The 16,241-nt window shown below is 51.3% G+C and carries 9 protein-coding genes; 6 read left to right on the plus strand and 3 right to left on the minus strand.

The window, feature by feature from the left end:
- Positions 1 to 135 precede the first annotated feature (135 nt).
- Positions 136 to 2,637 (plus strand): sugar phosphate nucleotidyltransferase, encoded by a 2,502-nt coding sequence (locus tag AC27N8_RS29370; protein ID WP_487072161.1) that lies wholly within the window; start codon positions 136 to 138, stop codon positions 2,635 to 2,637.
- Positions 2,638 to 2,704: 67 nt separating this feature from the next.
- Here the strand turns inward: AC27N8_RS29370 and AC27N8_RS29375 are convergent, their stop codons facing one another.
- The 3 genes from AC27N8_RS29375 to AC27N8_RS29385 all read right to left on the minus strand — a co-directional run bounded on the left by AC27N8_RS29375 (position 2,705) and on the right by AC27N8_RS29385 (position 4,477).
- Complete coding sequence (locus tag AC27N8_RS29375) at positions 2,705 to 2,959, minus strand: hypothetical protein (protein WP_487072163.1); 255 nt, start codon at positions 2,957 to 2,959, stop codon at positions 2,705 to 2,707.
- A gap of 16 nt (positions 2,960 to 2,975) precedes the next feature.
- A complete protein-coding gene (locus AC27N8_RS29380; protein ID WP_487072165.1) occupies positions 2,976 to 3,998 on the minus strand; it encodes an NAD-dependent epimerase/dehydratase family protein in 1,023 nt (340 codons plus the stop codon).
- Positions 3,999 to 4,270: 272 nt separating this feature from the next.
- Complete coding sequence (locus tag AC27N8_RS29385; RefSeq protein ID WP_487072167.1) at positions 4,271 to 4,477, minus strand: helix-turn-helix domain-containing protein; 207 nt, start codon at positions 4,475 to 4,477, stop codon at positions 4,271 to 4,273.
- 335 nt (positions 4,478 to 4,812) lie between these two features.
- On the opposite strand from AC27N8_RS29385, the gene polA reads away from it, so the two are divergent.
- From polA to AC27N8_RS29410, 5 genes are all read left to right on the plus strand, one after another.
- Positions 4,813 to 7,923, plus strand: a complete 3,111-nt coding sequence (gene polA / locus AC27N8_RS29390; RefSeq protein ID WP_487072169.1) for a DNA polymerase I — start codon at positions 4,813 to 4,815, stop codon at positions 7,921 to 7,923.
- 73 nt (positions 7,924 to 7,996) lie between these two features.
- The gene (locus AC27N8_RS29395) at positions 7,997 to 9,160 is read left to right on the plus strand and encodes an LL-diaminopimelate aminotransferase (protein ID WP_487072171.1); all 1,164 of its coding nucleotides are present in this window, start codon (positions 7,997 to 7,999) and stop codon (positions 9,158 to 9,160) included.
- Positions 9,161 to 9,344: 184 nt separating this feature from the next.
- Positions 9,345 to 11,537 carry an amylo-alpha-1,6-glucosidase gene (locus AC27N8_RS29400; protein WP_487072173.1) on the plus strand — a complete coding sequence of 731 codons (2,193 nt, stop codon included), beginning with the start codon at positions 9,345 to 9,347 and terminating at the stop codon, positions 11,535 to 11,537.
- A gap of 177 nt (positions 11,538 to 11,714) precedes the next feature.
- Positions 11,715 to 14,894 carry a winged helix-turn-helix domain-containing protein gene (locus AC27N8_RS29405; RefSeq protein WP_487072175.1) on the plus strand — a complete coding sequence of 1,060 codons (3,180 nt, stop codon included), beginning with the start codon at positions 11,715 to 11,717 and terminating at the stop codon, positions 14,892 to 14,894.
- 112 nt (positions 14,895 to 15,006) lie between these two features.
- A complete protein-coding gene (locus tag AC27N8_RS29410) occupies positions 15,007 to 16,221 on the plus strand; it encodes a cytochrome P450 family protein (RefSeq protein ID WP_487072177.1) in 1,215 nt (404 codons plus the stop codon).
- Positions 16,222 to 16,241: the final 20 nt, after the last annotated feature.

Raw genomic sequence — 16,241 nt, forward strand, 5'->3', positions numbered from 1 at the left:
CGACGCTCTTTATGGATGTTGTACAATGAAAGTAAGCGGAGCAGATAGGACGGCGTGGCATTGCTACGCCGTCCTTGTTTTTCCTATAGCACTTCGAGTAACTATGCAGGTTACTTGGACACAAGGGAGGCCTCTATGAAAGCGGTTGTTATGGCCGGAGGGGAAGGATCGAGGCTACGACCATTGACGATTCGACGTCCAAAACCGATGGTTCCGATCGTTGGGAAACCTGTGATGGAACATATCCTCAACCTGTTGAAGCGTCATGGAATTACCGAGGTCGTCGTTACGGTTCAGTATCTGGCGAGCAACATTGAAGACTATTTTGGGAATGGTTCTCAGTTAGGGATGCGCATTACCTATTCGCGTGAAGATGTGCCACTGGGTACGGCGGGGAGCGTCAAGAATGCTGAAGAGCAGTTGACCGAGCCTTTCCTCGTGATTAGCGGCGATGCTTTAACTGATTATGACTTGACCAAATTAATTAATTACCATAATGAGAAAAAATCACTGGCGACCCTTTTGCTGGCGCACGTGCCCAACCCTCTTGAATACGGTGTGATTATTACCAATGAAGAGGGCCATATCACGCAATTTCTGGAGAAGCCTAGCTGGGGAGAAGTGTTTAGCGATACGATCAATACCGGCATTTATATGCTTGATCCCAAAATTTTTAGTTACTTCGAGAAAAACAAAAATTTTGATTTTAGTCAGGAACTCTTTCCGCAAATGCTCAAGCAAGGCGATCCTATCTATGGCTACGTCGCGACCGATGGTTATTGGTGCGATGTTGGCAGCCTGAGCGAGTATATGCGTGCCAATGCTGATATGTTGCAACGCCATGTCAATCTTGACATTCCGGCCAGACATATCGGAAACAATATCTGGTGCGAAGAGGGCGTCGAAATTGACGAAGATGCTCAAATCTATGGTCCGGTCTATCTGGGACGAGATTGCAAGGTTCGAGCGGGTGCGATTGTCCATGGGCCAAGCATGATTGGCAGCTATTCGATTGTCGACGAGCGTGCCCAGGTGGATCGCAGTATCGTCTGGAGCAACTCCTATATCGGTGATCGAGCCGAGCTACGGGGTGCCATTGTTGGCTCCTCGACAAACATCAAGAGTAAGGCCGTGATGTTTGAAGGTTCGGTGATCGGCGATAACTCGATTATTCAGGATGGCGCTATTATCCAGCCCAACGTGAAAATCTGGCCTGATAAAGAGGTTGAAGCCGGTGCCGTCGTGAACACCAGTATTATCTGGGGCTCGCAGGGACGCCGTAGTCTCTTTAGCCGCTATGGTGTTACCGGGTTGGTGAATGTCGATTTAACGCCGGAGTTTGCCACCAAACTGGGTGCCGCCTATGGAGGCATTTTGTCCAAGGGCTCGATTGTCTGCCTGAATCGCGATGCTCATCGCACCTCCAGGATGATTAAGCGCGGTATCAACGCCGGACTCCCCTCTGCTGGCATCGATGTACATGATATCAATCAAGTGCCTTTACCGGTAGCTCGCTACTACATACGCACAACTGAGTCGGGCGGTGGTGTTCATGTCAGTATGTCTCCCGTCGATAGGCGTGTGGTGGAGATCAAGATTTTTGATCAAAATGGTCTCGATATCAATAAAACCACTGAGCGCAAGATCGAAAATCTCTATTTCCGCGAGGATTATCGCCGGGTGTATCTGGATGAGATCGGCGCGATCGACGTGTTAAGCAATACCGATGTGGTCGGCCATTATCTTGAGGGCTTTAACCGTGTCGTGGACTTTGGAGTTGTCCGCAAGCGAAAATTTCAGCTGGTTGTGGACTACGCTCATGGTAGCACGATTGATATGTTGTCAAGTATCCTGGCAGATCTGGGCTGCGAAGTCATTGTGTTGAACTCGGGTGCTGAAGAGGCCACAACGGCTCGTACCCCCGACGAGTTGAACAAAGATATGCAGCGTCTGGCTACGATTAGCTCGGCCTTGAATACTGATATGGGTATTCGTATTGATCCCAGTGGCGAGCGCATCTCTGTCATTGACGATCGCGGACGCATTCTGGATGGCATGAAACTGCTTGCGGCGATGTCGAGCTTATTCTTACGTCGTCATCGTGGTGGCACTGTGGCGGCTCCTGTGACTGCACCAAGCGCCATCCAGCATATTGCGAAACGCTATGACGGTTTTGTGCAGCAGACCAAAGTTTTGCCTCATGCCTTGATGACTGCGGCTGGACGTGAGGGCGTTGTATTGGTCGGGGATGGTAGTGGACAATTTGCCTTCCCAGAGCTGCATCCAGCCTTTGATGGCCTGCTGGCCATCGCCAAACTGCTGGAGTTACTGGCCGTCTTCAATATGCGTCTCTCCGAGGTCGTCGATGATCTTCCCGCTTACTATATGAGCAGCGCCAGTGTCGCCTGTCCCTGGGAGAGCAAGGGCAAGGTGATGCGTATTCTCAGCGAGCAATATCGTGAGCGCCGTTCTAAGCCGATCGATGGCATTAAGATTGACCTTGGCAAAGAGTGGGTGCTGATTCTCCCCGATGCGGATAGCCCCTTCTTCCATATCTTTGCCGAGTCTGTCTCTAACGAGCAGGCCCAGGCTCTGGCCGAGAAGTATGCCCGTGTGGTCAGCGGCCTCCAACAATAATCACCAGACTTGATCACACAAGCAGGGCAGATCGACAATACATTCGATCTGCCCTGCTTGTGTCTGCTTATATGCCAGGATATGTCGCCACCACCATTTTTGTCAATGACCATTTGAAGACGGTGAGCCAGCCAACGTAGCGGCGCGGCTCCGCCGTGCTGTCACATCCCGCACGACAACGTTCCCCATGATGCTCCATTGAGACGGCCTTCCCCGAGAGACGCCCGCGAACCGCTTCGTACGAGTCACAGACAGCACGGCGGAGCCGCGCCGCTACGTCGGTGAGCGTTGGCGCCGGGAGCGAATGGCGTTGTTCGATCATGTTTCATGGTCAAGTATCAGGCGTGCGTGAGTGCGTTCTCTGTTGTCATGCTGGGATAGGGTGTAAAGGGTGTGTTGGTGACAAGCTGCGGGATTTTTTGTGCTTGCTGTTCTGGCAGTAGGATGCGTCGTGTGGCCAGGCGGATACCTTCGGAGAGGGATATCTGCGGTTGCCAATCGAGAGCCAGACAAGCCTGTGTGTTATCCAGAATGATGGCCGAGCTCACCAGATGTGATCCCGCAATATATAAAGGTTCCAGATGACTATCCTGGACGAGTGCCGCAACGTTATATAATTGCTTCAGTGAATATCCCAGCCCTGAACTAATATGAAAGGTTCGGTTTTCGGCGCGGGGCAGCGCTTTTTGCAGGCGTAGATGAGCCTGGATGACGTCGTCGATAAAAATATGATCTTTGACTTCGTTGCCAGTGCCTCGAATGACGGGACGTTGTTTTTCGCGCAGCATGCGTATAAAATAGCTGACTGGATGATGAAATGGCAGTCGTTCGTCTTCTCCATAAATATCTGCATAGCGCATGATTGTGTGCTTGAGTCCGTATTGTTGGCTGTAGTAACGCACGTACCATTCTCCTGCAGCCTTGCTGATATCCTGGGCGGTACGTGGATGGAGGGGCGTGGCTTCTGTCAGCGGGAGCTGTTCAGCGTCGACGCGCCCGTATAAATTATTTCCGCCTGAGGCAAAGATAAATCTTTTCACTGAGGCGTTGACACAGCTATCTAAAACGTTAATTAAACCTCTCACGTGGACATCAGCGTCCGCCAGGGTGTGTGCACCCGTTCCTGTTTCGTGCTGTTGAGTTGCATGGTGGATGACCATATCTGGGCGCTCTCCCTGGAGGATATCCAGAAGTCTCTTGTCACGGATATCCACTTGATAGAAGCGTGCTCGCGGATCGACAACTTGCTGTAATCCTGATGTCAGGCTGTCTATCACAAAGATGTCGTGTCCCGCGTCCAGATAGGCATGCGTTAGATGGCTTCCAATGAAACCTGCTCCACCCATGATAGCTATTTTCATATCGGGCCTCTCCATGTATTCTAATTTTGCTATGCGTCTACGGTAGAAGACCTGCCTCTCCTTTTTAGTATATGGATGTGTCCTAGTGTTTTATGACGAGACGTGTCAGGCGTAATCAGTCAGATGATAGAGAGGGGTTTGGAGCCGTTCCGTCACAAAACGGCTCTCCCGCAAGGGACGTTCCCATCCAAGGAAGGAAATGGAGGCGCACTCCTTCCCAAGCTTCAAGATAGGGGTATCCGTGCAATTGAATGATGATGTTGGGGGTGTGTTTAGTTGGTTGGGATTGCCCCCTCCAGCAAACTCTCCAGGGTGGAGCGTTTGATACGATAGGCCTGGCGTTTGCCTCGATGCGGTAGAGCGATTGCTTCAAGTGCATCGCTTTTAATCCAGCGACGTACCGTTGTATCATCGACGCGCAAGCGGCGAGCTACTTCACGAACCGTTAGTAATTCTTCACGTTTATCATCTGCAATCATGTCAACTCCTCTAAGTGGCTGATACATAGTAGAAACATCGTCATCAGTGATACTGGTGCCATTCTGATTATACAAGTCCCTCCATACTATACGTCTTCAGGATGTACTGAAGACGTGTCCTTCTAACTAGAATTTCATCAGAGAACGAACTATCTAGCTGCTTTGACAGAGAGAAGGGACATTAACTATACTATACATCTCGACCCAAACATACTAAAATACAGCCAGCGCATTACCAGATTCGAAGTATCGATCAAGAAATAGAAAGAATAAGACCATCGTTTGTATGCTATCTAGGCGCGTTGAAGAGTAGTAGAGAGAAAATTGGATTAATCATGACAAAAGAGCAGAAACGTAAAAAGCTGGTTTTAATCGATGGACACGCCATTATTCATCGTGCCTTCCATGCTGTGCCAGAAGACTTTTCAACGAGCACGGGCGAGCCGGTCAATGCTACCTTTGGCTTTACGTCAATGTTGATGAAGGCGTTGCTTGAAGAAAAATCCGACTATGTTGCAGTCACCTTTGATCTGCCCACGCCAACATTTCGTCATCTTGCCTATGCCCCTTATAAGGCGCAGCGCCCGACGCTGCCGGATACTATGAGACCTCAGTTTGCGCGTATTCGTGAAGTTGTGCAGACGTTCGGGATTCAGATCTATGAAAAAGCCGGTTTTGAGGCTGATGATATGCTTGGGACGCTCTCTGTGCAGGCGACGCAGCAGGGGGTCGATACCGTGATTTACACGGGCGATATGGATACGCTTCAACTGGTGAATGATCATGTGATGGTGAAGGTGGCGAAGCGTGGCATCAGCGATGTGACCGAATATAATGAGCATGAAGTTAAGGTGCGTTACGGTTTTGAGCCGCGTAAATTGCCTGACTTCAAAGGGCTGGTCGGTGATAAGTCGGATAATATCCCGGGGGTGCCCGGTATCGGTGAGAAGACGGCGAGTCGTTTGCTCAACGAATACGGCGATCTAGAAGGCATTCTGGCGCATATCGATGCGTTGAAGCCGAAGGAACAGAAGCTCCTGAGCGCCGCTGACGAGCAGGCACGTCAGAGTAAGTATCTGGCGACTATTGTGCTGGATGCTCCCATTGAGCTGGATCTGGAATCCTGTCGTATGACGCATGTTGATGGTAAGCAAGTGATCACACTCTTCCGCCAATTGGAGTTTCGGACACTGATTGAGCGTACCTTATCGCTCTTTCGCCAATTAGGTATTACTGTTTCGGATGCTGCCGGTTCCAGCTCAGCTTCAGACTCAGATGATGAAAGCGGCGAGGATGGCACGCCTGAACTGGCGTTGGGAGAGAATCCTCTTTATTTGCCTCCAATCGGTGTTGTCCCGATTCTTGAACCCCCTCTTCCTCCAGGCGAGGAGACCGTCGTTCCGCTGGATGTCAGAGATCCATTGTCTATTCAGAACGCTAGCGTGGAGCGCATCGGGGCCTCGCATGAGTCGAGCACAAGCGCCGTAGCGCTTCAGGACCAGCCAGCCCAAATGAGTCTCTTCGAGGTAGAAGTGCCGCACGAAGAGATTGTCCATACCCTGCACTTGCCGAGTCTTCCGGGCGTGCGTGATGGCCTGTTTATTGATAACGAGCAGGTGAAGCAGACGAATACTATGGTCGTTGATACTGAAGAGGCTCTGCGCGTCCTGATTAAAAGCCTGACCGATGCTGGAAGCTTTGCTATCGATACTGAGACCACTTCGGAGGATGCGCGTCGTGCTGAACTGGTCGGCATCTCTTTATCGATGGCTGAGGGTGAAGCATACTACATCCCTGTTGGTCATCAGCGGACCCTTGAGGGCCTGGAGTCGACGACACAGTTGCCCTGCGCCTATGTGATGGAGCAGCTGAAGCTGGTGCTGGAGGATGAAAATGTCCTCAAGTATATGCACAATGCCAAGTATGATCTGGCGTTGCTGCTGCGCTATGGCGTTGATGTTAAAGGATTGGCTTTTGATACTATGCTGGGAGCCTATCTGGCTGAGCCGGGACGACGTGGCGTTGGCTTAAAGGATCAGGCCTTTCAACGGCTTGGGATTATCATGACCTCGATTAGCGAATTGATCGGTACGGGAAGCAAGACGATCTCGATGGCTCAAGTCCCCATCCGCAAGGCCGCCGACTATGCGGGTGCCGATGCCGATATGACTCTGCGATTGGTCGAACCGATCCAGGCTGAGCTGCGTCAGCACGGCTTGATGGACATGTATCAACGTATCGAGCTGCCACTGATCCATGTTCTGATGCAGATGGAGCTCTATGGTGTCGCTCTGGATGCTCTCTTCTTGCGCGAATTTGGTCAGTCTCTTGAGACGCAACTACACATTCTCGAAGAGACGATCTATGCCGCTGTTGGACATCACTTCAACATCAACTCCACCAAGCAGCTGGCCGATGTCCTGTTTGTGGAACTGCATCTGCCGACAGGTAAAAAGACGAAAACGGGCTTTTCCGTCAATGCAGATGTGATTGAAGGACTGCGTGGCAAGCATGAAGTCGTTGATTACTTGCTGGAATATCGACAACTGAGCAAACTGAAGTCGACCTATGTCGATGGCTTGCTGACTCTGATGGATGGGAATACAGGAAGGGTCTATACATCCTTTAATCAGACGATTGCTTCGAGTGGACGCCTCTCCTCAAGCAATCCCAACCTGCAAAACATCCCTGTGCGCACAGACCTGGGTCGTCAGATCCGTCGTGCTTTCATCGCCGATCCCAGCTATGTTCTGCTCTCGGCCGACTACTCGCAGTTTGAGCTACGTATCCTGGCTCATATTACGCACGAGCCACGTCTGGTTGAGGCCTTCAACAACGATGAGGATATCCATACCATTACAGCTTCAACGCTCTTCTCCGTGCCGGTTGAGGAGGTGACCAAAGATCAGCGTCGTCTGGCAAAGACCGTGGTCTACGCGACACTCTATGGTCAGTCCGCTTATGGTCTGGCGCAGGTGACTGGTATGAGCAATGCTGACTCGGCTGAGTTCATCAAGCGCTATCATGAGATCTTCCCGACCGTCAAAGGATATGTCGATCGTACCTTGCAACAGGCGCGTACGCAGAGTTATGTCAACACGCTCTTTGGGCGCAAGCGTTTCTTTCCTGATATGCAAGCGCTCTCGCATACCGAGCGGCAGGCGCTGGAGCGTGAGGCTATCAACATGCCGATTCAGGGAACCAACGCCGACTTGATTAAGATTGCGATGATCCAGTTACATCATGCCTTAAAAGAGCAGCGCCTGAAGACGCGTATGATTCTCCAGGTGCACGATGAGTTGGTATTTGAGGTTCCCGTTGAAGAACTTGAGCGCGTGAAACGCTTGATTAAAGATAAAATGGAGCATGTGACACAATTGGACGTGCCAATTGAGGTGGAAATGAAAATGGGTAAGAACTGGTTTGAATCAGAACCTATGGTATAACATAGGGGAGAGCAGCAAGGTATATGTTATCTCCTTGCTGCCATAGTCCCGTTAGATGTGAGGAGTTCTACCCGTGCAATTGTCCAATCTCATTAATAGCTTACCGCCGTATCACTTTGCGAATGCGCAGAAAAAGATCGCCGATCGCGTGGCAGCTGGTGTCGATGTGATCTCGCTCTCGATGGGAGATCCAGACCTTCCAGCGCCCGCTGCCGTGATCGAGCGCTTATGTACATCGTTACAAGACACAGCCAATCATCGCTATCCCGAATATCGTGGTATGCGAGCGCTACATGAGGCGATCGCCGCCTGGTTTGAGCAGCGTTTTGGGGTGCAGTTGACTCCTGAGCAAGATATTTTACCGCTGCTGGGATCGAAAGAAGGATTGGCTTATGTAGCGACATCGGTCCTCAACGCGGGAGATATTGCCTTAGTGCCAGATCCCTATTATCCCGTCTATGTCTCGGGGACCACGACAACCGGGGCTGAAGCCTATTTATTGCCCATCACCGAAGCCAATCATTATCTCCCCGACCTGGAAAATATCCCGGCCGATATCCTCAAGCGAGCAAAATTGCTCTGGCTGAACTATCCCAACAATCCCACCGCAGCCTGGGCGGATCAGGAATTTTTTGAGCGGGCCGTCGAATTTGCTCGCCGCAACGATATCGTGATTATTCACGATATGGCCTATGCGGAAGTCTACTTTGACGAGTTTCGCCCCATGAGCATTTTCCAGATTCCCGGGGCTCGTGACGTCGCTGTTGAACTCCATTCGCTCAGCAAAACGTACAATATGGCTGGCTTTCGTATCGGGATGCTGGTAGGAAATCCTGCCCTCGTTGACGCGGTCGGACGCCTGAAGAGCAATATCGATAGTGGTATTTTTCGTCCGATTCAGTACGCAGCCATTGAAGCGCTGCAACTTCCCCCATCCTGGCTGGCTGAGCGTAATGCTATCTACCAGCAGCGCCGTGACCTGCTCGTGGAGGGCTGCAACGCTCTGGGCCTGACGGCACAAAAGACACGCGCTGGCCTCTATGTCTGGGCACATGTGCCTGAAGGCTATTCATCACGCGATTTTACTACCTGGCTCTTCGATCAAACAGGGGTCTTCCTGACGCCTGGGACCAATTTTGGGGCTGGTGGCGAGGGGTATATGCGTATCTCTATGACTGAACCCGCGGAGCGTATTAGTGAGGCACTCACGCGTATAAAGCAGAGCTTGCAAAAATAATTGCTGATCTTGATCCGGAAAGATGATGTTAGATCTGAATATATGCTATTATTGATTCTACTAAGTCTTTCGGAGAAAGAAGTTTCATCGTTTTTTAGGCGTGTTTGTGCAACAGCCATGCGCATTGAAACGTGTACCATAGGCAAGATGTCGTCTACAGCAATAATGGCAAGAGGATATAATTATGGTCCTGAAACAAGGTGCATTAGTACCTCTGCATACGCAAGCGACTCCCTGGAATCTTCAGGTTGGGCCTGAACTTTGCCATGATGTCCAATTTGGCCTCGATCACGAATGGCTGGTAACAAATGGATTAGGAGGATATGCTGCAGGTTCTCTCGTTGGTGCGGCCACGCGTCGCTATCATGGTTTATTAGTTGCGGCACTGCATCCTCCTGTTGAGCGTACTGTACTGGTTACCAAGGTAGACGAAGTTGCCTATCTTCCCAATGGACAAAGAGTAGCTCTTGGCGTCAATGAATACGCAGATGGAACTATCGATCCATCTGGATATTCATATTTTGAGACTTTTTTTATCGATGGAGATATTCCTTGCTTTTTTTATCGCCTGAGCGCAAATTTGACACTAGAGAAACGCATCTGGATGGAATACGGACAAAATACCACCTATATTCAATATGTTGTGCATGGCGTTTTAGACGATCTGGAGGGTCAGGACACTCCAGACGTCACGACGCCATCACCAACGTCTCTGACTCTGGAGGTTATTCCTTATTGCCTTTCGCGTGATTATCACGATGTGACGGACGGTAGGGCTGATTGGCATTTTCTGGTCGAGAGCCAGCCACATCGTTGTCGTATTCGTGCCTCTGAAGACACGCCTGCTTATCATTTGATCGCTGACCGTTCCGATACCTTTACCCCTACTGGCGTGTGGCACTGGCATATGTGGCATCGCCGTGATCATGAACGGGAGCTGCCCGCGCAAGAGGATCTGTATGTGCCAGGTGTATTTCGTCTGGCACTGGTACCTGGAACGCGTAAGACTCTTGTCATGACGGCTGAAAACAAGACGACGTGCTCATGGGGCTATGGTGGTCGTCGTCATGAAGAGATCATTTCGCACGCACTGATGAGTCATCAACGTCGGGTGCAGCAGATTTTGATGGAAGCTGATCGCTCCGTCACGAATCTGGCAGAGTCCGACCCGATGCAGGCCCGGCTGGTAATGGCCGCCGATCAATTCATCGTGGCTCGCCCGGATTATACCCAATATACACCTGGCGCCTCTGATAATAAAAAAGCCAGACCTATTCTCAAGGATCACGACCCATTACGCCTCACGCCGGATCGAAAAACGATCGTTGCCGGATATCCCTGGTTCACCGACTGGGGCCGTGACTGTATGATCTCGTTGCCCGGTCTGCTCATATGCACGGGACGCTATGGCGAAGCCAGGGGATTACTCAAAGCTTTTGCTTCTTTTGTCCATAATGGATTGATTCCCAATCGCTTTCCCGATCATGGCCAGGACCCGGCCTACAATACGGCCGATGCTACGCTCTGGATGTTTCGCGCTCTTGATTATTATGTGCTGAGAAGCGGCGATTGGTCGCTGATCAAAGAGCTTTTTCCGACCATGTACGAGATCATTCAATGGCATGTCACGGGGACCGATTATGGCATCCGCATGGACCCATCTGATGGTTTATTGCAGGTCGGGGCTCCCGATGTGGCGCTCACCTGGATGGTCATGCCACGCCGTGGCAAGCCTGTTGAGATCAATGCGCTCTGGTATTACGCCCTGGCGGCAATGGAGACCTGGGCTGTCCGCATCTCTACCGATGCAGCCTTATATGGTCATCTACGGGGTCAGGTGCGGCAGAATTTTGCTGCTCGCTATTGGTATCCAGAGGGAGGCTATCTCTACGATGTGATTGACTGCAATGGCGTGGCGGGACAGCATGATACGTCGCTGCGTCCCAATCAACTGCTTGCGGCCTCGCTCACGCGGGACCTCTTGACCGAGTCGCAAACGGCGAGCATGTTGGAAAAAGTCACGCACAGCTTGTTAACCCCTGCTGGTTTACGCTCGCTTGATCCTGCTGATCCTGCCTATCAGAATCATTTCAATGGGAATCAGCAGCAGCGCTATGCCGCCTATCATCAAGGGACCGTCTGGCCGTGGTTCATTGGACCCTATGTCGACGTGCACTTGCAGGTGCATAATGATCCTGATGCTCTGCTGCCTGTCCTGGAGCCCTTTGTACAGCAACTTTGGGCCGCCTGTCTGGGCACGCTCAGCGAGGTTGCTGAGCCCGAGCCGCCCTTTGCGGTCGGTGGATGCTTCGCTCAGGCCTGGAGCGTGGCCGAAGTGTTACGCAGCTGGTTTGTGGTGAGAACCAGTCGCCGTTGAGCGTTTCTAGTGTGTTAGATAGAGTGGGAAAGGATCAACTCTCATAACTTGTTCGGGAAGCCTTAATGATATCCACTTGCAGCTCTTTTGAGCGCGCTTTGTGGATATGATCTGCTGTTCGGGAAGCCCTGGTACTATTCTGGCTGACAAGATTTTGGTTGCAAAGAAAGTTACTCTATGGAGTTGTTATCTGCCCATACTGGTACTGTCTCCCATGATAAATTAACGTATCAACAAGATGGACAAGAGGTGTCGATCGAGATTAGTTCTCCCGCCTGGTTCCAGTGGTTAGATACTGCGACATCGTTTACTTTTCAGAGCGCTGATGGGACGTTTACGGCGCACAAAGAGCGAGCCAGTAATCATCGAGGTGGATGGTACTGGCGAGCTTATCGTCAACAGCATGGACGTCTGCATCGCTTTTACCTGGGCGTCTCCTCGCGCCTGAACCTTGAGCGCTTGTATGCGGCAGCTTCTCAACTGGAGTTGCCCAATCATCGTGCATCTGATCATTTTGCACAGAAGCATCCCGTATCATCGACTCCTGCGGCTGAAAGATCTCTTGCGCCCGTCTTGAACACAAAATTTCAGCTTCCCCGCCTTTCCGCGCAACATATTCCGCGTCTGCGTGTCGTTGCGTTGTTGGAGCAAAGTGTCCAGCGAGCCCTTACGATGGTCTGTGCGCCTGCTGGATCAGGTAAGACTACCCTATTGGCGGAGTGGGCCGTGACAGCTACCTGTCCGCTGGTCTGGATCTCGCTTGAAGCAGCCGATAACGATCCGATGCGCTTTCTTTCTTACCTGATAACTGCTCTGGCCCGCTTCGATGGAGATAGTGATCCTACTACATCTATCCAGGCTCTAGAACAGAGAGATGATTATGTATATGCCCTGACCAGCGTGCTGAATCGCCTTGCGGACCGGCTCCAGCAGGATGTGGTGATGATTATAGATGATTATCACCTGCTAGACGCTCCCATGATCCATACTATGCTCCAGTTTCTGCTTGATCACCTGCCGACACGCTTGCATTTGATGCTTGGGACACGTATTGAGCCGACGCTGCCGCTGGCTCGTCTGCGTGCCTCCGGCCAGTTGAGCGAGCTGCGCTCCGCCGAACTGCGTTTCGCTGTGGATGAGGTGGAGGCGTTTGGACACGCGATGGGACTTGCTCTCTCGCCCGAGACGACCCAGTTGCTGGAGCAGCGTACTCAGGGCTGGATTGCTGGGGTCCAGTTATTGATGCTCGCGTTGCGCCTGCAACCTGATCCACTCGAATTCCTGCGCACCTTCCGAGGTAATCATCGCTTTCTGGTCGATTATGTCGGTGAAGAGATCTTGACGCAACAGACCCCAGACATCCAGCGTTTTTTATTGCGAACCTGCTTTCTAGAGCGTCTATGCGGCTCTCTGTGTGATGCTGTGACCGGTCAGCCTGGAGGCGAGGCGCATCTCAAAGAACTGCTACGTGCTAATCTATTCGTGCAGGCTCTTGATGATACAGGGAGCTGGTTTAGCTATCATGCGCTCTTTTCTGAAGCGTTGCATGTGCATCTTGAGGCGCTAGAGCAGGCGTTGATCCCTGAATTGTATCATCGTGCCAGTATCTGGTATCGAGAACATCACTACCTTGAGGAAGCCTGTGAGTATGCTCTCCTGGCGGGAGATCAATCGCTTACCATGGAACTGCTTGTGGAGCTTTTCCCTTTTTTGATCGAGCAAGGAAAGTTAGCGCGCTTGAGTCAATGGCTTGATCGTCTTCCATCGGCGTTAATTGCGACATCTCCTCAACTCTGTATCCTGTCGATCTGGATCAGTATCATTCGCAGGCGTTCGCTCGAAAGTATCGAGGAAATTATCGAGGAGATGGAGCAGCATATTCAGAGGCAACCTCAAGCTACAATGGCAGATTGGGCGGAACTGCGGAGTGAACTTACCTTGCTGCATGCTGCTACCACCTTTTTGCGCCATGACTTCTCTGGCACTATTGCTCTGCTCCAGGAAGTCTCGCGTTCCTTGCCAGAGCGCGAGACCTCTTTGAGTCATATCATTTCCTTGCAGAGGAGTATATTCCTGAGCCTTACCTATCGCCTCAGTGGAGATCTCATCACTTCCGAACGCCTGCTCCTCGAAGCCAGCGTGCCAAAGCTTGCCGAAACCTATCATCCCATGAACATGGTGGTGGCGCGGAGTCTGGCGGAATTCTATGAGGCGCAAGGAAAATTGCGTAAGATCGGATCTCTCTATGAGCGTATTTTTCAGGCGCTTGGATCGGGTAGAGAGTCTCCATCAGCCCCCCTGGCTGCCATCCAGATGAATTACGCCACGCTGTTGTATGAATGGAATCGCTTACCTGAAGCTGCATTGGCTATGCAGCAGGCACTGGAGACGGCTCAAAAAGTTGGACTTGTTGTATTTCCCCGGCTGCATCTATGGATACAGACGCGTATTGCTCTGGCACAAGGTCATCACGAGGCTGCCATGCAACTGCTTCAGAAGCAGCAACGCGAGAGCAAGCTAGCGGTCACGAAGATTGAGTTGCACAATGTGATGCTCTCTTTGGGGCACATCAGCCAGTTTGTGGTGAGGAATAGTGGAAGTTATATCCTCGATGACTTTGCCGAAGAGGCGTATATGAATACACTTCAGGTGCGCCTGGCGCTGATCTGTGGTCAGATGGAAGAGGCTCTGCATTGGAGTGAGTCATGGACGAGGCATACTTATGAGAAGCCATTGGAGAGTAGAAGCTATTTTGACGATGTGACACGCGTACGTATTTTGATCGCTCAAGGACGCCTTCAGAGGACCAGTGCACCTGTGAAAGAGGCGCTGAACTTGTTGGAACATTTACGTCAGGTCATCTCCAGGATGGAATACAACGGCTGGCTGATAGAACTTCTGATGCTGACTGCGCTGGCGCTACAGGTGCAGGGAAAAACCAGGCAAGCCTTATCCAGATTGGGACAAGCTCTGGATCTGGCCGAAGCTGAGGGGTATATTCGCCTTTTTCTCGATGAAGGTGAGCCGATGTCTCATCTGCTGGTTCAAGTCGCAGCCTACACGTCTGCTTCGGCGAGCTACCTGCAAACATTACTCACCAACTTTCCTCCTATCCAACCTGCACAGCCTCTTTTAGCGCAGCAGGCGCCTCAACGCTCACTCATTGATCCGCTAAGTGAGAGAGAGCAAGAAATTTTGCTCCTTCTTGCCACCGGACGTTCTAATCAGCAGATTGCCGATCAGCTGGTGATTAGTATTCATACCGTTAAACTGCACGTCAAGCACATTCTTGCCAAACTCACCGCTACCAATCGTACTCAGGCTGTTGTGCGTGCTCGCGACCTCCACCTCCTGTAAAGAAAGTACAAACACTCCCTCCAATACTTCTTTCGAGGTAGGACAAACTTCATCTATTGCCGTAAGCTATCTGTAGGACACGTACCATAGACACGAAAGGAAGTTAAACACAATGGTACAGATTACCCTCAAAGATTTAATCTCGCAAGAAGTTAAGCGCGACCCGGCTACATATTATGCGCATATGCGTGAGCAAGGTCCCTTTGGCTATCTGGCAGACTTTAATGGTGCCGGGCCTGCCTGGATCGTGACCGGTTATGATGACGTACTGGCGATCCTCAAAGATCCACGTTTTATCAAAGACCCATTGAAGGTTCCGGCTCTGACTGGTGGAAAGCCAATTGTCTTAGGTGGTTCGTCAGTGGACGGAGATCTTTTTCAATGGAGGCGCGATATGCTGATGGTTGATCCGCCCGATCATGGTCGGCTACGCAGTCTCGTCTCAAAAGCGTTTTCGCCGCGCATGATCGAGCAACTGCGTCCGCGTATCCAGCAGATCACCGATGACCTGTTAGATGCTATCCAGGATAAGGGAAAGATGGATCTGATCAACGATTTTGCCTTTCCGCTGCCCATTACAGTCATCTCGGAACTGCTGGGCATACCTGTCGAGGACCGTCCACAATTTCGTGTCTGGACGCAGGCGCTGTTAACGATGCTTGATCATCCTGATTCAGATACCGTCAAAGCCTTTCCGCGCTACATTCAAACGTTATTGGCGGAGAAGCGCAAGCATCCCGGCAATGATGTGACAAGTGGATTGGTGCGTGCCGAGGAGGACGGCGATCGGCTGAGCGAGCGGGAGCTCACATCAACCATTTTCTTGTTGATCGTTGCTGGTCATGAGACGACTGTCAATTTGATCGGCAACGGCATGCTGGCGCTTCTGGAACATCCTGAGCAGCTGCACCTGCTGCAAAAAGATCCATCTTTGGTCGCGTCCGCGATTGAAGAATTGCTGCGCTATACTGCACCGGTAAGTCTGGCCTCGCCGCGTTGGGCGAGCGAGGATATCATCATACACGATCAGCTGATCAAAAAAGGTGACATGATGTTTGTCTCCTTAATCGCCGCCAATACTGACGCGCAGCATTTTACTGATCCAGAGGTGCTGGACATCACGCGTCAGGAAAATCAACACCTCGCCTTCGGAAAAGGGATTCACTTTTGTCTGGGAGCCCCGTTAGCACGCCTTGAGGGACAGATTGCCTTTGAGACATTGCTGCGTCGCTTACCCGCTATCAGTCTGGCAATCGATCCTGATCAGTTGACCTGGACGCGCACGCCTATCTTGCGCGGTCTTACGTCATTGCCTGTCACTTTTTAGTCAGGCGGTACTGAAAAATC

It is taken from the genome of Dictyobacter sp. Z7_2 (genome assembly GCF_057551105.1).